The organism is Pseudomonas sp. Eqa60 (assembly GCF_018326405.1).
Taxonomy (GTDB): domain Bacteria; phylum Pseudomonadota; class Gammaproteobacteria; order Pseudomonadales; family Pseudomonadaceae; genus Aquipseudomonas; species Aquipseudomonas protegens.
This window is the reverse complement of record NZ_AP024342.1, coordinates 83,120-105,049: the sequence shown is the minus strand read 5'-3', so window position 1 is coordinate 105,049 and position 21,930 is coordinate 83,120. Positions and strand designations below refer to the sequence as shown.

General features: G+C 63.6%; 19 protein-coding genes and 1 pseudogene. 8 read left to right on the top strand and 12 right to left on the bottom strand.

Going from position 1 to position 21,930, the window contains the following annotated elements:
- Positions 1-38: 38 nt before the first annotated feature.
- The 6 genes from KI242_RS00525 (at position 39) to KI242_RS00500 (ending at position 6,204) form a co-directional block, all read left to right on the top strand.
- Positions 39-1,421, top strand: coding sequence for an insulinase family protein (locus tag KI242_RS00525; protein ID WP_011058489.1), 1,383 nt, complete (start codon positions 39-41; stop codon positions 1,419-1,421).
- Between the two features lie 170 nt (positions 1,422-1,591).
- Positions 1,592-2,635 (top strand): DUF5924 family protein, encoded by a 1,044-nt coding sequence (locus KI242_RS00520; RefSeq protein ID WP_015633662.1) that lies wholly within the window; start codon positions 1,592-1,594, stop codon positions 2,633-2,635.
- Positions 2,636-2,689: 54 nt separating this feature from the next.
- Positions 2,690-3,838 carry an ABC transporter permease gene (locus KI242_RS00515; RefSeq protein ID WP_011058487.1) on the top strand — a complete coding sequence of 383 codons (1,149 nt, stop codon included), beginning with the start codon at positions 2,690-2,692 and terminating at the stop codon, positions 3,836-3,838.
- A complete protein-coding gene (locus tag KI242_RS00510; protein ID WP_212805824.1) occupies positions 3,835-4,638 on the top strand; it encodes an ATP-binding cassette domain-containing protein in 804 nt (267 codons plus the stop codon). Before KI242_RS00515 ends, KI242_RS00510 begins: the two co-directional genes overlap by 4 nt.
- A gap of 1 nt (position 4,639) precedes the next feature.
- On the top strand, positions 4,640-5,578 hold the full coding sequence (locus KI242_RS00505; protein WP_212805823.1) for an MlaD family protein: 939 nt from the start codon (positions 4,640-4,642) through the stop codon (positions 5,576-5,578).
- Positions 5,575-6,204 (top strand): ABC-type transport auxiliary lipoprotein family protein, encoded by a 630-nt coding sequence (locus KI242_RS00500; protein WP_212805822.1) that lies wholly within the window; start codon positions 5,575-5,577, stop codon positions 6,202-6,204. Before KI242_RS00505 ends, KI242_RS00500 begins: the two co-directional genes overlap by 4 nt.
- Positions 6,205-6,276: 72 nt before the next feature.
- Here KI242_RS00500 and KI242_RS00495 read toward each other — a convergent pair whose 3' ends face one another.
- From KI242_RS00495 to KI242_RS00475, 5 genes are all read right to left on the bottom strand, one after another.
- Positions 6,277-7,506, bottom strand: coding sequence for a spore maturation protein (locus KI242_RS00495; protein WP_019095624.1), 1,230 nt, complete (start codon positions 7,504-7,506; stop codon positions 6,277-6,279).
- A gap of 176 nt (positions 7,507-7,682) precedes the next feature.
- The gene (gene gltP / locus KI242_RS00490; RefSeq protein ID WP_011058482.1) at positions 7,683-9,014 is read right to left on the bottom strand and encodes a glutamate/aspartate:proton symporter GltP; all 1,332 of its coding nucleotides are present in this window, start codon (positions 9,012-9,014) and stop codon (positions 7,683-7,685) included.
- 745 nt (positions 9,015-9,759) lie between these two features.
- Complete coding sequence (locus KI242_RS00485; protein WP_015633660.1) at positions 9,760-10,227, bottom strand: inhibitor of vertebrate lysozyme family protein; 468 nt, start codon at positions 10,225-10,227, stop codon at positions 9,760-9,762.
- 2 nt (positions 10,228-10,229) lie between these two features.
- Positions 10,230-10,394, bottom strand: a complete 165-nt coding sequence (locus tag KI242_RS00480) for a DUF1328 domain-containing protein (protein ID WP_003170804.1) — start codon at positions 10,392-10,394, stop codon at positions 10,230-10,232.
- A gap of 81 nt (positions 10,395-10,475) precedes the next feature.
- Positions 10,476-10,760: a hypothetical protein gene (locus KI242_RS00475; RefSeq protein ID WP_015633659.1), complete on the bottom strand. Its 285-nt coding sequence runs from the start codon at positions 10,758-10,760 to the stop codon at positions 10,476-10,478.
- A gap of 441 nt (positions 10,761-11,201) precedes the next feature.
- Between KI242_RS00475 and algB the strand changes: the two genes are divergently transcribed.
- Positions 11,202-12,548 (top strand): sigma-54-dependent response regulator transcription factor AlgB, encoded by a 1,347-nt coding sequence (gene algB, locus KI242_RS00470; RefSeq protein ID WP_011058479.1) that lies wholly within the window; start codon positions 11,202-11,204, stop codon positions 12,546-12,548.
- Positions 12,549-12,558: 10 nt separating this feature from the next.
- Positions 12,559-14,343, top strand: coding sequence for a KinB sensor domain-containing domain (locus KI242_RS00465; protein WP_015633658.1), 1,785 nt, complete (start codon positions 12,559-12,561; stop codon positions 14,341-14,343).
- 4 nt (positions 14,344-14,347) lie between these two features.
- On the opposite strand, the pseudogene KI242_RS00460 reads toward KI242_RS00465, so the two are convergent.
- The 7 genes and pseudogenes from KI242_RS00460 to KI242_RS00430 all read right to left on the bottom strand — a co-directional run bounded on the left by KI242_RS00460 (position 14,348) and on the right by KI242_RS00430 (position 21,763).
- A pseudogene (locus KI242_RS00460) lies at positions 14,348-15,966 on the bottom strand (EAL domain-containing protein).
- A gap of 76 nt (positions 15,967-16,042) precedes the next feature.
- Entirely contained in the window at positions 16,043-16,822 is a 780-nt protein-coding gene (locus KI242_RS00455; RefSeq protein WP_011058476.1) for an N-acetylmuramoyl-L-alanine amidase, read from the bottom strand.
- A gap of 101 nt (positions 16,823-16,923) precedes the next feature.
- The gene (locus KI242_RS00450; RefSeq protein ID WP_011058475.1) at positions 16,924-19,107 is read right to left on the bottom strand and encodes a GGDEF domain-containing protein; all 2,184 of its coding nucleotides are present in this window, start codon (positions 19,105-19,107) and stop codon (positions 16,924-16,926) included.
- Positions 19,104-19,982, bottom strand: a complete 879-nt coding sequence (locus KI242_RS00445) for an endonuclease/exonuclease/phosphatase family protein (RefSeq protein WP_011058474.1) — start codon at positions 19,980-19,982, stop codon at positions 19,104-19,106. The genes KI242_RS00450 and KI242_RS00445 overlap by 4 nt, the downstream gene beginning before the upstream one ends.
- A gap of 12 nt (positions 19,983-19,994) precedes the next feature.
- Positions 19,995-20,624: a thiol:disulfide interchange protein DsbA/DsbL gene (locus tag KI242_RS00440; protein WP_011058473.1), complete on the bottom strand. Its 630-nt coding sequence runs from the start codon at positions 20,622-20,624 to the stop codon at positions 19,995-19,997.
- A 197-nt stretch (positions 20,625-20,821) separates the two neighbouring features.
- Complete coding sequence (locus KI242_RS00435) at positions 20,822-21,427, bottom strand: c-type cytochrome (protein ID WP_011058472.1); 606 nt, start codon at positions 21,425-21,427, stop codon at positions 20,822-20,824.
- A 45-nt stretch (positions 21,428-21,472) separates the two neighbouring features.
- Positions 21,473-21,763: a c-type cytochrome gene (locus KI242_RS00430; RefSeq protein WP_015633654.1), complete on the bottom strand. Its 291-nt coding sequence runs from the start codon at positions 21,761-21,763 to the stop codon at positions 21,473-21,475.
- Between the last annotated feature and the right edge of the window lie 167 nt (positions 21,764-21,930).

Sequence of the window (21,930 nt, the reverse complement as noted above, 5' to 3'; positions counted from 1 at the left end):
AGTCTGTAGAACTTACGCACGCCGTAAGGAAGCTTGTTATGCGTTGTCTGTTATTCGCCTGCCTGTTGCTGGGCAGTGCACAAGGATGGGCTTTGGATCGTTTCCAGGTCGAAGGCTACACCCTGCCCAATGGCCTGCAACTGCTGCTCAAGCCCGGCAGCGAACGCGGCCACGTGGCGATCCGCCTGGTGGTGGGAGTGGGCCTGGACGACTTCGCCTGTGCCGACAAGGAGTTGCCGCACCTGCTGGAACACCTGCTGTTCAGCGGCGTGGATGACAGCGGGGAAGGCGGCCTGGAAGAACGCATGCAGGCCCTGGGCGGCGAATGGAATGCCTACACCAGCAATGCCGACACCACCTTCGTCATCGAGGCCCCGGCGCGCAACCAGCGCAAGGTCCTGGACCTCTTGCTGTCGCTGCTGACCCATACCCGCCTGGACGACAACGCCGTGGCCGCGGCCAAGCAAGTGGTGGAACGCGAAGGCGGGGGTCACTATTCGCACCTGCAACGCTGGCTCGACCGCCAGGACCTGGGACACAAGGCAGGCAACCAGCTGGCGGTGGAACTGGGGCTCAAATGCGCCGAACGCGCCGAGGTCGGGAACCTGACCCTGGCCCAGCTGGAGCAGGTACGCAAGGACTGGTACGCCCCCAACAACATGACCCTGATCGTGGTGGGCGAGCTCGATCGCTTGCTACCGGCCTACCTGGAGCGCACCTACGGTGCCCTGGAGCCGGTGGAGCCCAGCGAACACCCCGACCTGCCGCAGATCCAGGGCACCGCCGCCCCTGAGCGCACCCTGGTCCATGGCTGGGTAGGGCAGAGCGCGCAACTGCACTGGCTGTTTCCCGAGCCCGTGCTGGACCAGCAGCACGACGAGACCTTCGACCTGCTCAAGGACTACCTGGACTGGGCGCTGTATCGCCAACTGCGTCTTGAGCATGAATTGTCCTACGGCCCCTGGAGTGATCGGGAAGTCTTCGGTGGCGTGGGCTTTCTCAGCCTCAATGCCGACCTTGAGCGCGACGACCTGCCCCAAGCCCGGCAAGTGGTAGAGCAGCTCAAGGCACGGCTGCTCAAGGACGGCCTCGACCCGGCCACCTTCGCCCGCCTGAAACAGGCTGCCATCGATCGCCAGGCCTGGGCCGTGCAGGGCAACAGCGCCCTGGCGGACTATTACTGGAGCGCCCTCGGGGACTTCGACAACGGCCGCTTCAGCGACCCGGCCAAGCGCCTGAAAGCAGTGAGCCTGGAACAGGCCAACCTGGCCCTGCGCCAGCTGCTGCAGCAGCCGGGCTACCTGCGCATCGAACAACCGCTGCTCAGTGACGAACAACTGCTCTGGCTGATCGGCGGCCTGCTGTCCCTGATCCTGCTCGGCAGCTTCGGCGTCTACCTGCTGCGCCGCCGGGCCCGCTGACCCGTGGCCAGGGAGCTTGCTCCCGCCGGGCCGCGCAGCAGCCCCAGGGACAGGGCAATGCGATCGGATTACCTCGCCAGCGCGTACGCACCTGAGCAAGCTCCCTCGCCACGGACCGCCGCCGACGTTATCCTGTCGCGGTTTTTCCTGCCCTGACTGTGATCCCCCCGATGCCGAACCTGACCCTCCTTATCCAGCGCATTCTCGAACTGATGAAGCGCTATCCGGGGATCATTGCGCTCGGCGGTTTCATCTCCGGGGTCGGCAGCTTCATCCTGGTGGACCGGCAACAGAGCCTGGCCTCGTGGATCGCCGTGATCCTGCTGGTGAGCTGGGTCTGGCTGATGCTGGAGAACAGCCTGACCCAGCTGTTCACCAAGGTCTTCAAGCGCGAGATCCCGCAGCCGCTGCTGCGCTATGCGACGCAGATGATCCACCAGGAAAGCCTGTTCTTCGTCCTGCCGTTCTTCTTCATCACCACCAGCTGGAACAGTGGCCAACTGGTGTTCACCGGCCTGCTCGGCGCCGCGGCGCTGATTTCCATCACTGACCCGCTGTACTACAAATGGCTGGCCCCGCGCCGCTGGCTGTTCCTGGCGCTGCACACCCTGACCCTGTTCGCCGCCTTGCTCACGGCCCTGCCGCTGATCCTGCACCTGACCACCGCCCAGAGCTTCAAGCTGGCCCTGGGCATCGCCATGCTCCTGTCCTTTCCGAGCCTGGCCTCGATCCTGCCGATCCGCAGCCTGCGCAGCGCCCTGACCGTGCTGGCCATCACCCTGGCCATCGGCAGCACCGGCTGGCTGCTGCGCTCCTGGGTGCCGCCGGCCACCCTGTGGCTGACCGAGGATGCCATCAGCACCCAGCTCCAGGATCGCACCCCGGGCGACAGCCTGGAGCAGATCAGCACCGCCCAGGTAAGCAGCACCGGCCTGTACGCCTACACCGCGATCAACGCCCCCCGGGGCCTGGACGAGCGCATTTACCACGTCTGGCAATTCAACGGCAGCGAGGTGGATCGCGTCGCGCTGGACATCCATGGCGGGCGCAAGGAAGGCTACCGTGCCTGGTCCCACAAGCAGAATTTCCCCGCCAACCCGGCGGGCGACTGGCAGGTGCGGGTGATCACCGAGGACGGCCAGGTGATCGGCGTGCTGCGCTTCGAGATCACCGCTCCAGATCAAGACGCGGCCAAGACCGGCGAGGCAAAGTAACCGGGATCGTGCTATTACGTAGCACTGCGAAATGGCCACACAAGCTCGGAGCTTATGACTAGCAGCGTGACGCCCGGCACCGCTCAACTGGACCTTGCCCACTCCCCGGCGCAATTGCGCATCGGCGGCGACTGGACGCTGGCGCACTACAGCGACCTCAAGCGCCTCAGCCAATCCCTGGACGGCCGCTACGACAGCAGCACCCATATCGACCTCAACGGCCTCGGCGCCCTGGACACCGCCGGCGCGTCGCTGCTGGTGGAACTGCTGGGGGCAGAACGCCTGGGGCAGTCCGCCGAACACCCCGACTGCACCTTGTCCGCCGCCGACCGCGCGCTGCTGCACACGGTCTACACCTCGTTGAACGACTTCTGCGTACCGGTCAAGGAACCGGAGATCTCGGTCAGCGTGCAATTGCTTTCGCGCATTGGCAGCGCGGTCTATACCGTCTGGCAGGACACCCTGAAGGTCCTGGGCTTCATCGGCCTGATCCTGGAAACCCTGGCCCGCGGCCTGCTGCGCCCCAAGCGCTGGCGCATCACCCCGGTGGTGGCACACATCGAACAGACCGGCCTCGACGCGGCGCCCATCGTCGCCCTGCTGACCTTTCTGGTGGGCGCGGTGGTGGCCTTTCTCGGCGCCACCGTGCTGGCCAACTTCGGCGCCAGCATCTTCACCGTGGACCTGGTGGCATTTTCCTTCCTGCGGGAATTCGGCGTACTGCTCACCGCGATTCTCATGGCCGGGCGCACCGCCAGCGCCTTCACCGCGCAGATCGGCTCGATGAAGGCCAATGAAGAGATCGACGCCATCCGCACCCTGGGCCTGGACCCGGTAGAACTGCTGGTGCTGCCTCGGGTCCTGGCCCTGCTGGTGTCGCTGCCGATGCTGACGTTCCTGGCGATGCTTTCGGGGATAGTCGGTGGCGCGGTGGTCTGCGCCCTGTCCCTGGATATCTCCCCGGCGATGTTCCTCTCGCTGCTGCATTCGGATATCGGCGTGAAGCACTTCCTGCTGGGCCTGGTGAAAGCGCCGATCTTCGCCTTCCTGATCGCCGCCATCGGCTGCCTGGAAGGCTTCAAGGTCAGCGGCAGCGCCGAGTCGGTGGGCGCCCACACCACCTCCAGCGTGGTCCAGTCGATCTTCGTGGTGATCGTCATCGATGCCGTGGCCGCGCTGTTCTTCATGGAGATGGGCTGGTGAGCCGGCCGCCACGCGCGCCGGCGAAGGCGGTGATCGAGGTCCGTGGCCTGTGCAACCGCTTCGGCAAGCAGAGCGTGCACGAGAACCTCGACCTGGATGTGTACCAGGGCGAGATCCTCGGCGTGGTCGGCGGCTCGGGCAGCGGCAAGTCGGTACTGCTGCGCAGCATCGTCGGCCTGCGCCAGCCTAGCGAAGGCTCGGTGCGGGTATTCGGCCAGGACCTGCCAAGCCTGCCGGAACAGCAACGTTCGCTGATCGAACGACGCTTCGGCGTACTGTTCCAGAAGGGCGCGCTGTTCACCTCGCTGACCGTGACCGAGAACGTCGCCCTGCCATTGATCGAGCATGCCGGCCTGTCCCGTGCCGATGCCGAACACCTGGCGACGGTCAAGCTGGCCCTGGCCGGCCTGCCGCTATCGGCGGCCGACAAGTACCCGGCCTCGCTCTCCGGCGGGATGATCAAGCGCGCTGCCCTGGCCCGGGCGCTGGCCCTGGACCCGGACATCCTGTTTCTCGACGAACCCACCGCCGGCCTCGACCCGGTGGGCGCCGCCGCCTTTGACCAGTTGATCCTGACCCTGCGCGATGCCCTGGGGCTCAGTGTGTTCCTGGTCACCCACGACCTGGACACCCTCTACACCATCACCGACCGTGTGGCGGTGCTGGCGCAGAAAAAGGTACTGGTGGCGGATGCCATCGATATCGTCGCCGAGACCGACGACGAATGGATTCACCAATACTTCCATGGCCCTCGCGGCCGCGCGGCCTACCAGGCCGCTACACAGACCAACGAGGGATGACATGGAAACCCGAGCCCATCATGTACTGATCGGCCTGTTCACCGTGATCGTGGTGGCCGGCGCCTTGCTGTTCGGCCTGTGGCTGGCCAAGTCCAGCGTCGACAGCGCCTTCCAGGACTACCAGATCGTCTTCAACGAGGCGGTCAGTGGCCTGTCCAAGGGCAGCTCCGTGCAATACAGCGGGATCAAGGTCGGTGATGTGGTCAACCTGCGCCTGGACCCCAAGGACCCGCGCCGGGTGCTGGCACAGATCCGCCTGGGCAGCGAGACGCCGATCAAGGAGGACACCCAGGCCAAGCTGGCCCTGACCGGCATCACCGGCACCTCGATCATCCAGCTCAGCGGCGGCACGCCGCAAAGCCCGACCCTCAAGGGCAAGGACGGCGAACTGCCCACCATCATCGCCTCACCGTCGCCAATCGCCCGCCTGCTGAACAACAGCAACGACCTGATGACCGGGGTCAACCTGCTGCTGCACAACGCCAACCGCATGTTCTCCCCGGACAACGTGGCCCGGGTCAGCAGCACCCTGGACAACCTGCAGAAGACCTCCGCCAGCATCGCCGAGCAGCGCGACGACCTGCGCCAGCTGATGCAGCAACTGGGCTCCATCAGCAAGCAGACCGGCGCCATGCTGGAACAGACCACCGCGCTGATGCGCAATGCCAATGGCCTGCTCAACGACCAGGGCAAGCAGATGTTCGGCAGCGCCGAGCACGCCATGCGCTCCCTGGAGCAAAGCAGCGCCACCCTGAACAAACTGCTGAGCAACAACCAGGACTCGCTGAACAACGGCATGCAGGGCCTCAACGGCCTGGCGCCAGCCGTCCGCGAGCTGCGCGAGACCCTGAGCTCGCTGCGGGCCATCACCCGGCGCCTGGAAGCCAACCCCGGCGGTTACCTGCTGGGTAACGAGAAGAACAAGGAGTTCACGCCATGAAGCGTGCCTATCGCCTGCTTGCCCCCCTGGGCCTGAGCGCCGCCCTGGCCCTGACCGGGGCCTGCTCGATACTGCCCAAGGGCGAGCCGCTGGACATCTATCGGCTGCCGGTAAGCCAGGCCGGCGCCACGGCGCCGAACCAGGCCCTGCCGTGGTCCTTGCAGTTGCTCAAGCCCCAGGCCGGGGATGCGCTGAACAGCGCACGGATCGCGGTGATTCCCCAGGGCAACCTGATCAGCAGCTACAAGGCTTCGCGCTGGAGCGACCCGGCACCGATCCTGCTGCGCAACTGCCTGCTGGACGGCTTCCAGCGCGATGGCCGGGTCCAGCTGTTGAGCACCGATGACAGCAACCTGCAGACCGACCTGGCCCTGGGCGGCGACCTGCAAGCCTTCCAGACCGAATACCAGGGCAACGCCGCCCAGGTGGTGATCCGCCTGGATGCGCGGCTGATTCGTGGCTACGACCAGAAGATCCTCGCCAGCCGGCGCTTCGAAGTGCGCCAAGCGCTGGCTGAAACCGGGGTGCCGGCGGTGGTCACAGGATTTGGCCAGGCCGGCGATGCGCTGACCCGGCAAGTGGTGGATTGGGCAGTGGGGCAGGGCAATCGGGCGCTGAAACATTGAGAGCCCTTTCGCCGGCAAGCCGGCTCCTACAGAGGGAGTAGGAGCCGGCTTGCCGGCGAAGGCTCGCTCAACTCATCCAAAGAACCAGTAGCAAACCGCAATCGCCGCCACCACACCGGCGAATTCCGCCAGCAAGGCACAGCCCACGGCGTGCCGCACCCGCTGGATGCCTACCGCGCCGAAGTACACCGCCAGCACATAGAAGGTGGTTTCGGTACTGCCCTGGATGGTGGCCGCCACCAGGGCCGGGAAGCTGTCCACGCCCTGGGTCTGCATGGTCTCGATGAGCATGGCCCGTGCCGCACTGCCCGAGAACGGCTTGACCAGGGCAGTGGGCAAGGCGTCGACGAAACGTGTGTCCCAACCGGCCCACTCCACCAGATGACGAATGCCGTCGAGGCCGAAATCCAGGGCCCCGGACGCCCGCAGCACGCCGATGGCGCAGAGCATCGCGACCAGGTATGGCAAGAGGCTCTTGGCGACGTCGAAACCCTCCTTGGCGCCCTCGACAAAGGCCTCGTAGACCTTGACCTTGCGCAGCGCGCCGACCACCAGGAACAGCATGATCAGCCCAAACAGCGTGAGGTTGCCGAGAATCGACGACAGGGACGCCAGGGCCGTGGCCGACAGGGTGGCCAGCAAGGCCATGAAGGCGCCCAGGGCCAGGGCCCCGGGAACCAGGTAGGCCAGTACCACCGGGTCCCACAGGCGCAGGCGCTGCATCACCGCGACCGACAGCAGGCCCACCAGGGTCGAGGCGCTGGTGGCCAGGAGAATCGGCAGGAACACCAGGGTCGGGTCCGCCGCGCCTTGCTGGGCGCGGTACATGAAGATGGTCACCGGCAGCAGGGTCAGGGACGAGGCGTTGAGCACCAGGAACAGGATCTGCGCATTGCTGGCAGTGGTGGCGCTGGGGTTGAGTTCCTGCAGGGCGCGCATGGCCTTGAGGCCGATGGGCGTGGCGGCGTTGTCCAGGCCCAGGCCGTTGGCGGCGAAGTTCAGGGTGATCAGGCCCAGGGCCGGGTGCCCCGGCGGCACTTCCGGCATCAGGCGCTTGAACAGCGGCCCCAGGACCTTGGCCAGCCACTCGACGATTCCAGCCTTCTCGGCGATGCGCAGAAAACCCAGCCACAGGGTCAGGGTGCCGAACAGCAGGACCATGACCTCCACCGACAGCTTGGCCATGGCGAAGATGCTTTCCACCATGGCAGCGAAGATCCCCGCGTTGCCACCCACCAGCCACTGCGCCAGGGCCGACACGGTTGCCACGATAAAGAAGCCAAGCCACAGGCCATTGAGCATCGGTCATACCCCTCGAAAGATGCGGCGAATGATAGCGGGGCGGGCAGAAACGACAAACCCCGGATTAACCGGGGCCTGTCATCTGTTGGGGCTGGATTGCTGCCGAAGGCGATCTGCAGGCAGCTGAAGGGCTTGGGGCCTCTTCGCTGGCAAGCCAGCTCCTACACAATAGGCGCTTAGCCTTTGGACGCTTCGCCTGCTGGCAGTTTTTCCTTGCTGCGCCAGTGCGGCAGGGAGTTCCAGTAACGCTGGCCCTTGGCGTCGTCGTACATGCCTTCCCAACGGGAGATGACCAGTACCGCCAGGGCGTTGCCGATCACGTTCAAGGCGGTACGCGCCATGTCCATCACACGGTCGACACCGGCGATGAAGGCCAGGCCTTCCAGAGGAATGCCGACGCTGCCCAGGGTGGCCAGCAGGACCACGAAGGACACGCCCGGAACCCCGGCGATACCTTTGGAGGTGACCATCAGGGTCAGCACCAGCAGCAGTTGCTGGCTGATGGACAGGTCGATGCCGTACAGCTGGGCGATGAAGATCGCCGCGATGCTCTGGTACAGGGTCGAACCGTCGAGGTTGAACGAGTAGCCGGTCGGCACCACGAAGCTGCAGATGGCTTTCGGCGCGCCGTAGGCTTCCATCTTCTCGATCACCCGCGGCAGCACGGTTTCCGAGCTGGCGGTGGAGTAGGCCAGGACCAGCTCATCCTTGAAGATGCGCATCAGTTTGATCACCGAGAAGCCGAACAGGCGGGCGATCAGGCCGAGGATCACGAAAGCGAAGAAGGCGATAGCCACGTACACCAGGATCACCAGCTTGGCCAGCGGCAGCAGGGAGGCGAAACCGAAGTTGGCGACGGTCACCGCGATCAGTGCAAATACGCCGATAGGGGCGTAGTTCATGATCATGTGGGTGACTTTGAACATGCTTTCCGAAACGCCCTGGAACATCTTCACCAGCGGTTCGCGCAGGTCGGACTGCAGGCTCGACAGGCCCAGGCCGAACAGCACCGAGAAGAAGATGATGGGCAGCATCTCGCCGCGGGCCATGGCCGCGAAGATGTTCGATGGAATCAGGTTGAGGATGGTCTCGATGAACGCGTGTTCATGCTGCACCTCGGCCGCAGTGGCCTGGTACTTGGAGATGTCCACGGTGCCCAGGGTGCTCATGTCGATGCCTGCGCCCGGATGGAACAGGTTGGCCAGCAGCAGGCCGACGACGATGGCGATGGTGGTCACGATTTCGAAGTAGATGATGGTCTTGAGGCCGATGCGCCCCAGTTTCTTCGCGTCACCGACACCGGCGATGCCGACGATCAGCGAGGAAATGACGATCGGGATCACGATCATCTTGATCAAGCGGATAAAGATATCGCCCGCAGGCTGCAGGACGTTGCTGATCCACCAGGCCTTTTCAGCACTGAAATGATTGAGCAGCGCGCCAATCGCAATCCCCAGGACCAGACCGATGAGGATCTGCCAGGCGAGGCTTAATTTTGCCTTCTTCATATCATTACCCTTACTTCAGTTGGACTCGGGCTGATGCGCGAACTGGAACGCTCAATGGCGGAAAAGTTTGTGCATCGGCCCCCGTATAAGGTCATCCCGAACGAGCATTTACGGCTCTCTGCGGGCGAAAAAAGGCGCAACTATTCCGATGCTAGGGAGGCACGTCTAATGCCGTAAACGCCTACCCTATGCCGAATCGGCATGAGTTTTTCCAAACAAAACGAGCGTCCCAACCGGTTCGAATACGACATTTCGGCAGGCAAAAATGCCGTGAAACGGCCATTTCAGGCGGCGTGCAGGCTTGTCGGAGGGGTCAGGAAAAAGGCTAAAAAAGTTTAGAATTGCTCTGATTCGGGCGCCCGGAAACGCTGCGCAATTCGCACAAAGTTTCTCGATATACGGTCGCAGAGAAACACCAGGAAACGTTTGATCGGAGTCAAAGGAAGATTTTTTCCCGCGCGAGCACGGAAATTGTCAGACGGACGGCTCTAGCACAGGACTTTGCCATTCAAGCACGCCGCAAGCTCATCAGGTCGGTGGCCGACCTGGGAGCTTGCGCCGCCGCTCTTTCCTGACCCGGCCCTTGCGGAGGCACTCCCTGTACCCCTAGGTCACTCCGATCACCCGTGGATCAGAACATCCCGGCCCCTTGGTCATGCACTCGCCCTCCTCGGGTGGTGCAACAGCCGAAAGCGCCAGGGCGGCCCTTTCGTCTATCTGTTATGCAATATCGGCAATTTGCACATCAGTACCAGTTCGGGTCCTTGCGCAACTGCTCCTGGAGCAGCGCTTGCATGCCGTCATCGGGCTTGCCGAGGAACCGATAATTGGCGTGGCGGGTCGGTGACTTGTCCGCGGGCAAACCCGCCGGCACGTCCACCAGCATCGCGTAGGCATGCTTCTTGTCGAAACTGAAGGCCACGATCAAACGCTGGTTCTGACAACTCTGAGCGGTTTCGCACAGAGGGCCCACCAGATACTGATCGCCGTCTTCGGTCATGGCATTCATCTGTTGCGGCGCATCACCCGAGAGGTTCATCACCCACTCGGGCAGGCGCTCCTCCTTGTGCACGACCCCCTGCCAGGTTTCACGAAACTGCGGGTCCGACCCCAGCAGCTGATTGGCTCGTGCCTGGCCATCATTGGCCGCCGACGCCAGGGCGCTGGCGCCCAGCAGCAGCGCGGCAGTCAATGTCTTCAACGAGAGACTCATGGTCAGCCTCGGCCTCGACGGCCAAAGAAGAACGAAGCGATGAACATCACCAGGAACACCACAAAGAGAATCTTGGCGATACCCGTGGCGGTGCCCGCGATACCACCGAAGCCCAGGACCGCAGCGACAATAGCAATGATCAGGAATGTGATTGCCCAGCTCAGCATGATGATTCTCCTTACTCTTCTATTAGTGGTGCTGCCTATGGAGCCAGCCCGGCGCCGCCGATTGCGGGCCCGGCCTTGGTGCTAGAACACCCAGCGTTCCTGACGTGGCGCGTCCGCGACCGGCTGTGCCTGGTCGACGGCCATCAGTTGCATGGGGGCCTGGTCGTTGAGCTGGCTGCTCACCGAACTGAAATGGGTCTGGGTGAAGTGATGAACCGGCACTCGCGGCGCGGGTGCCTGGCTGTCCTGCCAGCGCTGGAACTGTTGCCCGGCGATCAGGGTGACCAGCAACGCCAGAACGGCGAAGAGGCCTTGCTGGAGATGCAGTGGCGCAATACGCAATTGGGCAAGACGTTGGCGATTCATCCTGAAACTCCTCCCACACTGGTGGTGATGTTGTTATGGAAGCCACGGCCGGCGCTTCTCGATGAGAGGGATATTGCAGGCTGCATGCCAGCTTTTTCTTTGAAATTAAATTCAATAAAATCAAATACTTAAATAAAATTACCAAAAGCATTCCACACGCATACTGCACGATGCCCCCATGCCGGCCGTGCGAAATGCACGATGTCCCGGGAAAACAGTGAGCGTTTTTTGATCACAGGGGGAACTTTGATGAATGGCCAATAGCCTGATACAGACCCACCCAGCAGCTACTCTGGGTAAAACATGCGTAATTTCAGCCTGTTAGCCGTTTCAGCCGGAGATATCTAACCTGCTGGCGCTGGAATGGATCAGAATCAACCTTGCAACTTGCCCGATTTTTCCGGGACTAAATAAAGATCATTCATTAAGGAGCCTCGGGATATGGAGTCAGCGCCGGAGAATCAAGGCCGCATCCTTCTGGTGGATGACGAATCCGCAATCCTTCGCACCTTCCGCTACTGCCTGGAAGACGAGGGCTACACCGTGGCCACCGCCAACAGCGCGGCGCAGGCCGATGCTCTGCTGCAACGCCAGGTATTCGACCTGTGCTTCCTCGACCTGCGCCTGGGCGAAGACAACGGCCTCGACGTACTGGCACAAATGCGTACCCAGGCACCCTGGATGCGGGTAGTGATCGTCACCGCTCACTCTGCCGTGGACACCGCAGTAGATGCGATCCAGGCCGGCGCCGCAGACTACCTGGTCAAGCCCTGCAGCCCCGACCAGTTGCGCCTGGCCACCGCCAAGCAGCTGGAAGTACGCCAGCTCTCGGCACGCCTGGAAGCCCTCGAAGGTGAGGTGCGCAAGCCCAAGGACGGCCTGGACTCCCACAGCCCGGCAATGAAAGTGGTGCTGGAAACCGCGCGTCAGGTGGCCAGCACCGACGCCAACATCCTTATCCTCGGCGAGTCCGGCACCGGCAAGGGCGAGCTGGCGCGGGCCATTCACGGCTGGAGCAAACGCGCCAAGAAATCCTGCGTGACCATCAACTGCCCCTCGTTGACTGCCGAACTGATGGAGAGCGAACTCTTCGGCCACAGCCGCGGCGCCTTTACCGGGGCCAGCGAGAGCACCCTGGGCCGGGTCAACCAGGCCGATGGCGGAACCCTATTCCTCGACGAGATCGGCGACTTCCCGTTGACCCTGCAACCCAAGCTGCTGCGCTTCATCCAGGACAAGGAATACGAGCGCGTCGGCGACCCGGTAACCCGCCGCGCCGATGTGCGCATCCTCGCCGCCACCAACCTCAACCTTGAAGACATGGTGCGCGACGGGCGTTTCCGCGAAGACCTGCTGTACCGGCTGAACGTCATCACCCTGCACCTGCCGCCCCTGCGCGAGCGCAGCGAAGATATCCTGACCCTGGCCGACCGCTTCCTCGCCCGCTTCGTCAAAGAGTATTCGCGCCCGGCCCGGGTCTTCAGTGATGAAGCCCGGGAAGCGCTGCTCAACTACCGCTGGCCGGGCAACATCCGCGAACTGCGCAACGTGGTGGAACGGGCGAGCATCATCTGCCCGCAGGAACGGGTGGAAATCAGCCACTTGGGCATGGCCGAGCAACCCACCAACAACGCCCCGCGGATCGGCGCCGCCCTGAGCCTGGACGAGCTGGAAAAGGCCCACATCGGTGCGGTCCTGGCCACCAGCGACACCCTGGATCAAGCCGCCAAGACCCTGGGTATCGACGCGTCGACGCTGTACCGCAAACGCAAACAGTACAACCTGTGAGCAACACCCTATGAAGTTAGCGATGAAACTGCGCACCCGGCTGTTTCTGAGCATCTCGGCCCTGATCACCGTGGCCCTCTTGGGCCTGGTGCTCGGGCTGGTCAGCGTGATGCAGATGGCCAGCACCCAGGAATCGCTGATCCGCAACAACTTCATCACCCTGGACCTGGGCCTCAAGCTGCGCCAGACCCTGGGCGACCAGCTGATCATCATGCTCGGCAAGCAGCCGGACCGCGCCGCCCTGGAAACCTCCCGGCAGCATTATCTGGAGCTGCTCGACGAAGGCATCGCCCATGATCGGCAGACCCAGGTACAAAGTGGCTTCCAGCAGGCGCGTAGCGACTACCTGAGCTTCTACCAGGCCTTCGAGCGCAACAGCACCGCAAGCGGGCTGCATGACAACAACGAGCTGACCGAGCGCTTCAACGCCTTGCGCGGCGGGCTGATCACCGAACACAAGCGCGCCCTGGACAACATCAGCCAGGTGGAGCAGCAGGCCCGCAACCGTGCATGGCTGGTGGCCGGCCTTCTGGGCCTGGTGGCCCTGGCGGTGCTGATCATCGGCTTCGTCACGGCCCATGCCATCGCCCGGCGCTTTGGCGGGCCGATCGAAGCCCTGGCCAAGGCTGCGGACAAGATTGGCGAAGGCAATTTCGACGTCACCCTGCCCATTTCGGCGGCGGCGGAGATGAACCTGCTGACCCGACGCTTCGGCATCATGGCCGAGGCCCTGCGCCAGCATCAGGCAACCAATGTCGATGAGCTGCTGGCCGGCCAGCAGCGCCTGCAGGCCGTGCTCGACAGTATTGACGACGGCTTGCTGATGATCGACCGCCAGGGCCGCCTGGAACACCTCAACCCCGTGGCCCAGCGCCAGCTGGGCTGGGACCAGGAGCGCCTCGGCCAGGGCCTGGGCAGCGCCCTGCAACGCCCGGAGCTGGATGAGCAGCTACAGCTGGTATTGCGCGGCGGCAACCTGGAACGGGCGCCGGACGACCTGGATATCGAGGTCGACGGCGAGTCGCGCCTGCTGACCTACAGCCTGACCCCCGTCAGCCATACCCAGGGCCATATTCTCGGCGCCGTGATGGTGCTGCACGATGTCACCGAGCAACGGGCGTTCGAACGAGTGCGCAGTGAGTTCGTGCTGCGCGCCTCCCACGAACTGCGTACCCCGGTCACCGGCATGCACATGGCCTTCGGGCTGCTTCAGGAACGCCTGCACTTTCCCGAGGAGTCCCGGGAAACCGACCTGCTCAATACGGTCAACGAGGAAATGCAGCGCCTGATGCAGTTGATCAACGACCTGCTGAATTTTTCCCGCTATCAGAACGGCCTGCAGAAACTCACCCTCGCTCCCTGCCCCCTGGAAGAGCTGCTGGTGCAGGCCCAGGGCCGCTTCAGCGAGCAGGCCCAACAGCAGGGCATCGACCTGCTGCTGGAGATCCAGGCGCCGTTGCCACGGCTGCATGCCGACCGCGCACAACTGGAGCGGGTGCTGGACAACCTGATCGACAACGCCTTGCGCCACACCGCCAGCGAGGGCCAGATCCGCCTGCAGGCGAGGCGCCATGGCGAGCGGGTGATCGTCAGCGTCGAAGACAATGGCGAGGGTATTGCCTATGGCCAGCAAGGGCGGATCTTCGAGCCTTTCGTCCAGGTGGGCCGCAAGAAGGGCGGTGCCGGCCTCGGGCTGGCGCTGTGCAAGGAGATCGTCCAGCTGCATGGCGGGCGCATGGGCGTCTACTCAAGGCCCGGGCAGGGCACCCAGTTCTATCTGGCCCTGCCGCTCTAGGGCTTCATGCTTCATCATCCAGGCGCCTGGCCACCAGCCGTCGGCCACGGGTAATCAGCTCAGTGAACTGCAAGGCACTCAGGGCATGGGCGAACAGCCAGCCCTGGCCGAAGCTCACGCCCTCGCTGCTGAGCAGCAGCGCCTGGTCCTCGAACTCGATGCCCTCGGCAATCACCTTGAGTTTCAACGCGTGGGCCATGCGAATGATGTGCGGCGCCACGCCGCTGCTGGCGGCATCGTGCCCCAGGGCATCGATGAACGCCTTGTCGATCTTCAGGCAATCCACCGGCAGGCTCTGCAGGTAGGCCAGGCTGCAATAGCCGGTGCCGAAATCATCGATCAGCACCTGATGCCCGACATCGCGCAGGGCCTGCAGGTTGTTGCGCGCCACCACCACATCGATCAGCCCACGCTCGGTGACCTCGAAGGCGATCTGCCGGGCCGCTACCCGATGCGTCGCCAGCAGCCGCGCCATGACCATGCCGATCCGCGGGACCATCACGTCGCAGGCCGCCAGGTTGACTGAGATGTACAGCTGGGGATTGGCCCGTAGCACATGCCCCAGTTGCTCCAGCAGGCGCTGCAGGACGAAGTCGGTGATCTGGCGGATCTGCCCGGTGTTCTCCGCCAGCGGGATGAACAGGTCGGGGCTGGTCAGGGTACCGTCCGGGCGGCGCCAGCGCAGCAGGGCCTCGGCCCCCACGCAGAGCCGGCTACTGAGATCGAAGATCGGCTGGTACAGCACCTGCAACTCGCCGCGGCGCAGGGCCCCTTGCAGCTCCGCCCCCAGGGACTGGCGCTGGCGGACCACCTGATACACCAACCCACCGATGAACAGCGCCAGCACCAGGCTGGAGGGCAGCAACCACCACCAACCGTCGAGCACTTCGCCCTGCAGGCTGGCGCGGGGGGTGATCAGCACCAGTTGGTACTCGGGGTTGCGAGTGGGCATGCGATAGATCAGCAGGTCCGGGGTGACCTGCAAGGGCCCGTCGCGGCCCCCCGCCAAGGCTGTGCGGGGGGCCAGGCATGGGCCGGGCCGAGCACCGGTATCGCCCGGGCACCATGATCCACCACCACCATCAGGCTGCCACCGGGAGGCAGATCGACCACATCGGTCAGGTGCCCGCGGGAAGTGGCCACGCGAAAGTTGCCGCGACCCAGCATCAGCGCAGCAAGGTTCTCATTGGGCTGGGTCGAGGTGTTGAGCCAGTAGCTGTAGGTCGGCCCGCGGATATCCGGCGGCCTGGCCGCCGGCAGGAGGTTCTGCCGTGGCCAGTTGGAACAAGTGTGGGTGGCGTCCCTGTAGGCCGCTTCATAAATGAAGCGATAGCTGTAGCTGACCTGCTGCAGAGCTGCGATGAGATCGGCGTTGCACTCGCGCAGCGGCTGCGCCTCCAGCACGTCGAGACCTTCGCGCAGTTGCCCGAACAACTGCTCCAGCCGCTCCAGGAAACGCTGCCCCTGGGCGTTCATCTGCTCGCTTTCCCGTTGCTGGACCTGGTGCATGGCCAGCCCGGCGCTGCCCAGCAGCAAAATCACCGCACTCAGCACAGCCGCCAGCATCGCCAGCGTCCAGGGGCGATGGAACCAGGTACGCAAGGGCTCGCGAGCGGCCGGCATCATGGGAGATCCGAAGGATTACCAATGAGTTATAGCAACTGATTGGACAATCGGCCCCAACCGTCCGGCGGCGTCATTATTTTGTCTGGTTGAGCACCATCAGGATGGCCGCGCTTTCTGCGTCCGGCGTACCATCGAAACGCCCCGGCCGGTAGTGCATCTGGAATGCGGCCAGGACGTTACGGGTCGCCTTGTCCAGCTCGCCGGTCTGCGGCGTGGCGTAACCCAGCTGGGCCAGTTGCTGCTGGTACCAACCGATGCTCGGCGGGCTCACGGTAAAGAACGCCTGCTGGCGTGCCACTGCCTGGGCATCGGGCCACAGTCCCAGGCCGGCCTCGGCCAGGCGTTTCCAGGGAAACAACGGGCCCGGATCCAGCTTGCGCATGGGGGCGATATCGCTGTGGCCAATGATGTGGCGCGGCGAGATGTTGTTGCGCTTGCTGATGTCCTTGAGCAGCACGATCAGGTTCTGGATCTGCGCTTCGCTGTAGGGGTACCAGAGCCGCCCGCTGGGGCCATCGCGGAACCCCGGGTTGACGATCTCGATGCCAATGGAACTGGAGTTGAGCCAGGTCCGGCCCTGCCACTGGCTGTCACCGGCATGCCAGGCACGGTATTGCTCGTCCACCAGCTTGTAGATGGTGGCGGACTTGTCATCGCCGATCAGGTAGTGGCTGCTGACCTGGCCATGGGTCAATAGGGCCAGGGAGCGCTCCAGCGATGCCGAGGTGTAGTGGACGATGATGAACTGGGCGCGCTGATCGTAATTGACCGACGGGTGGCTGGTGTCGATGCGCGGGCCGCTGGCGCAGCCGGCGAGGATCAGCAGGGAGAGGGCAAGAGCAAGAAGTTTCATGGCAAAAGGCAGTACGCTGAAGACGATAATGCAACAGTGTAACGTACTGCCCTGGCGATCATGGGCAAAACAGCGCTTTCATTCAGCAAAGTGCTGGCTCCTCAACCAGCTTCCACCCGGTTACGGCCGGCATCCTTGGCCCGGTACAGCGCCTGATCGGCTCTTTTGATCACCAGATCGCTGCGATCACCGGCCTTGAACGCACTCAGCCCGACGGACACGGTGATGGTCACCGGCTCGCCCTTGAAATGGAACGGGCACGCCTCGATTGCCGCGCGCAGGGCTTCCACAATGCGCACACCCACCGGCCAGGGGGTGTTGGGCAGCAGCAGAACAAACTCCTCGCCACCGAAACGTGCGATGAAATCGCTGCCTCGCAGGCGTTTGCGCAGTACGTTGGCGATGATCTTCAACACCTTGTCACCAGCCAGGTGACCGTAGTTGTCGTTGATCCGCTTGAAATGATCGAGATCGAGCATGGCCAGCAGCAGGCTGTTGCCATGTTGTTGCCATTGGCCGACTTCATGTTCCAGGCGTTCACTCCAGGCTGCACGGTTGGGCAGGCCGGTAAGCGGATCGATCAGCGCCTTCTGCCGCTGCTCTTCCAGGTGCTCACGGTAGCCCTGGGCTTCCTGCTCCATGCTCGAAACCCGCTCCGCCAGGCTTTGCAGGCGGGCGGCCACTTCCCGTTCACGCTCGTCGCGCTGCTTCTGGTGGTGGTCCATGGTGCCCAGCAGGCCCTCCAGGTGGCTTTCCAGCACTTGCTTGAGGTCATCCAGGTCGGCGGCCTCCTGCACGCTGCTTTGCAGGCCGTCGACCTGTTCACGGATCTGGCTGTCCATGGCCCGTGCTGCCGAACTGCTGTCGGCATGGCCGTCGCTGGCCGCCTGCAGGTTGCTCTGGAAGGCCTCCAGGCGCTCGTTGAGCTGCTTGAGGTAGGTCTCGAACTCATGCTGGCCAGAGTCGGTGATGGCCAGCATCAACACCGCCAGATCGTCGAGGATCGGCAGCAATTCGTACCAGTTCAACCCATGCTGCAGACGATCGCGCATGGCCTCGGCCTGTGGCCGGTGGCGCTCCGGCAGGCTCAGGTCGTCGAGCAGCCCCAGCAAGGTGTGCTCGATGTGCTTGGCCACCGAACTGTAGGAGGGCTCGGGCGAATCCGGCAGAGCGTAGAGCACATCGTGCTCCGACTGCTCCGGATCGATGGCGGCCAGGGCCTCGGCCATGACTGCCGGCAGGGGCAGGCTGTCCAGCAGCACTGCCGGGGAAACCGTCGGCAGGGGCACCAACTCGTCGGGATTGAGCGCGGCTTCGGCGACAGGCGCTGGCGGCGAATCGGAAGCGGCGACCACCCCGGGATCGACGGGCGCTTGTGGCTCCGCGACAGGCGAAATGGTGGCTTGAGGTTCGACCTCGATAGCGGGTACAGGCTCGGCGGGCGCCTCCTGCACCAGTACCGGAGGCACGAACGCCACCACCGGGGCCGGAGCGGGCACTGCAGCAACCTCCGGCTCGTCGCTGGCAACCGGCTGGGCACCCGGCTCAGGTTCGAGCTGCACTTCGGGCTGTGCCGGAGCGGGCGCGGCAGGCGCCGAAACCGCCTCAGGCAAGGCCTGGGTCGGCGTCTGATAGTGCTCGCGCGCGCCATCCTCCGGGGCCGGGGCTTCCTCGGCTTGCGGATGAGCCTCCGCCGCGGCGGCCGGGAGCGGCGGATTCGTCGCAACGGCTTCCTCCGCCGGGGCCGGCGTCTCGCTCGCCTCGCGGCTGCCGAACAGGCGCTGCAACAGGCTTGGGCGGTCGGGTTCGGCCGGGGTTTCCAGCTGGCTCAGGGCCTTGCCCTGCAGGCTGCTCAGTTCGCCGAGCAGCAAGGGAATTTCCCGCGCCTGGCCAACCCGGCCATCCAGTTGCTTGGCAAAGGCTTTCAGCGGACGGCTGACCTCCCGGGGCAGGGGCAGGGACTGCAACTGGCTGACCAGCGCCGTCAGCGCGCTGCTCATCTGCTCGACCCGGGTTTCCCGCCGCTGCTCGGAGTCCAGCACGGCTTTTTCCAGACGCGGCAGAAGGGCAGCAAGTCCGGCGTCCATGTCGTCGGTGCGTACCACCTCGCGCATTTCCTTCATGCACTGGTCGACCGCGCGATCGGTGCCCTCCGCCGCCAGGGTGCTGCGTACCAGGCCACGACGCAGCAAGTCGAGACGGGCCGCCCATCGGCGTTCGAGCTTTTCCTGCTGTTCGATACTTTTGAGGTATTTCTCTTTCCAGCGATTGGCGTCGTCGCTCATTCATCGGTTCCGCGAGGGGCAGGACTCAACGCGGGCAATGCATCAGCCGTGAGCGAACCCGGCAGACGAATCTCTACCGCGACCGGCAGGTGATCGGATATGGGTTGGGCCAGGACCTCCACGCGCTCCAGGGTCAGGCTGGGGCTGAGCAGAATATGGTCCAGGCAACGTTGCGGACGCCAGCTGGGAAAGGTCGCCTGCAGTTGCGGCGCCAAGAGGCTGAGGTCCCTTAGAGGGGAATGCTCCAGCAGGTCGCTGGCATGGGTGTTCATGTCCCCCATCAGCACCTGATGCTTGTAGCCGCCGATCAACTCGCGGATGTACGCCAGTTGCCGGGTTCGGGTGCGGGCACCGAGCGCCAGATGCATCATCACCACCACCAGTGCCTCGGGACCCTCGCCAAAACGCACGAGGATCGCGCCGCGCCCCTTGGGGCCAGGCAGCGGGTGGTCTTCGATGGCCCAGGGGCGCAGGCGGCTGAGCACGCCATTGCTGTGCTGAGCCAGGCGTCCCAGGTTGCGATTGAGCTGTTGGTACCAGTAGGGGAAGGCGCCCAGTTGGGCCAGGTGTTCCACCTGATTGACGTAGCCGGAGCGCAGGCTGCCGCCATCGGCCTCCTGCAGGGCCACCAGGTCGAAATCGCCAAGCAGGTTGCCGATTTTCTGCAGATTGTCGGCACGCCCATGATGGGGCAGCAGGTGCTGCCAACCACGAGTCAGGTAATGGCGATAACGTTCGGTGCTGATACCGACCTGGATATTGAAACTGAGCAAGCGCAGACGACTGTCTGCCGGCAGGCCGGACGACGCCAAATGGTGCTCGTTGACCTGCGGATCATGCAGGCCAACGATGCGTTCCGAGCTCCAGCGCGGCATGGCGGCGGGCGCTTACTTGGCTGCGCGCTCTTTGGCGATCAACTGGTCAGCCACGCTCAGCGCGCCTTCAGGACCACCGGCGGTGCCCAGGTCGAAACGATACTTGCCGTTGACCACCATGGTCGGTACGCCGGTGATCTGGTAGGCCTGGGCCTTTTTCTTGGCGTCTTCGACCTTGCCTTTGACGGCGAAGGAATTGTAGGTGCTCAGGAACTTGTCCTTGTCGACGCCTTCGCCCGCCAGGAACTCGGCCATCTCTTCAGGAGTAGCGAGTTTCTTGCCGCCATGGATGGCTTCGAATACGGCCTTGTGCACCTTGTGCTCGACACCCATGGCTTCAAGGGTGATGAACAGTTGGCCATGGATGTTCCAGATACCGCCGAACATGGCCGGGATACGGACGAAGTTGACGTCGGCCGGGAGTTTTTCAGCCCAGGGATTGATGGTGGGTTCGAAAGCGTAGCAGTGCGGGCAGCCATACCAGAACAGCTCAACCACTTCGATCTTGCCTGGCACGGCAACCGGAACGGCGCTGCTCAACTCGACATATTGTTTACCGGCTTCAAGCGGTTCGGCCGCTTGAGCGGTCACGCCAAACAGGCTGGCGGTGACGAGTGCGGCGCTGAGAATCAGATTACGCATGCTTTACTCCTGGACAATTTTGGCGCCTCGCTCGACCTGAATTCGACCAGGTCTTGGCGGGCTTGAGTTCGCTAGTGTAGCGGCAGACGCCATAAAAAAGGGCGGCCTGAGCCACCCTTTATGCTTGCACCGTCAGATTAATCGATCATTAACGTTGCCGTGGCTTAGCACCTTGGGCAACGCTGATCGAGCCGGCCTCAGTGCAGGCCCTGAATATAGCTGGACACCGCTTCGATGTCTTTGTTGCTCAGCTTGCCAGCGATGCTGCGCATCACCAGGGTATCGCCGTCGTTGGTACGGTTGCCTTCGCGGAAGTCGGTCAACTGCTTGGCCACGTACTGTGCGTGCTGGCCGCCCAGATGGGGGAAGCCGGCTGCTGCGTTACCCGCACCGTTTGGCGAGTGGCAACCGGTGCAGGCAGGCATGCCCTGGTCGAGCTTGCCGCCACGGAACAGTTCTTCACCACGGGCCACGACTTTAGGATCTGCTGCGCCGACGCTGCCTTTCTGGCTGGCGAAGTAGGCGGCGATGTCAGCCAGGTCCTGATCGCTCAGGTTGGTCAACAGGCCTGTCATCTCCAGCACCTGGCGCTTGCCGGACTTGATATCGTGCAACTGCTTGTTCAGGTACTTTTCCCCCTGACCCGCCAGCTTGGGAAAGTTTGGCGCCATGCTGTTCCCATCAGGGCCGTGGCAAGCACCACAGACTGCGGCTTTCGCCTGACCGGCAGCAGCGTCGCCTGCGGCATGGGCGACACCTGTGATGCCCAAGGTCAACAGCAGACTCACGAGTAATTTGTTCATCAGCTAATCCAACTACGGCTAAGGGTTAAGAGTTATGGACCGGGATCACTCGCTCATCCAATGGATGATGACTCGGTAATCCTCGGCACTGCAGTCCATGCACAAACCACGCGGCGGCATCGCCTTGAAACCCTGGGTCACGTGTTGCACCAGCGTCTCCATACCTTGCGCCAACCTCGGCGCCCAAGCTTCCTGGTCGCCCTTGCGGGGCGCCGTGGGTAGTTGGCCGGAATGACAAGCCCCACAAACACGGTTGTACACAGCTTCCGGATCCTGTGTAGCCTGAGCGCCGTAAAACGGCATCAAGACACCGGCAGCTAGCAGCCATTTCGTCATAAAACGACCTTTTCAGGGTTGAGAGCGTGGTGCGTTCTAATGCGCATTCAAGGTTTATCGCTCTCGTGAACTTCATCCTACGCTGGGACAAAGCGCACACAAAATCTGCGGCATTATATACTGGCGTTACTGAAACGGAAACGACACCGCTCGCCGCGTCCACTCTC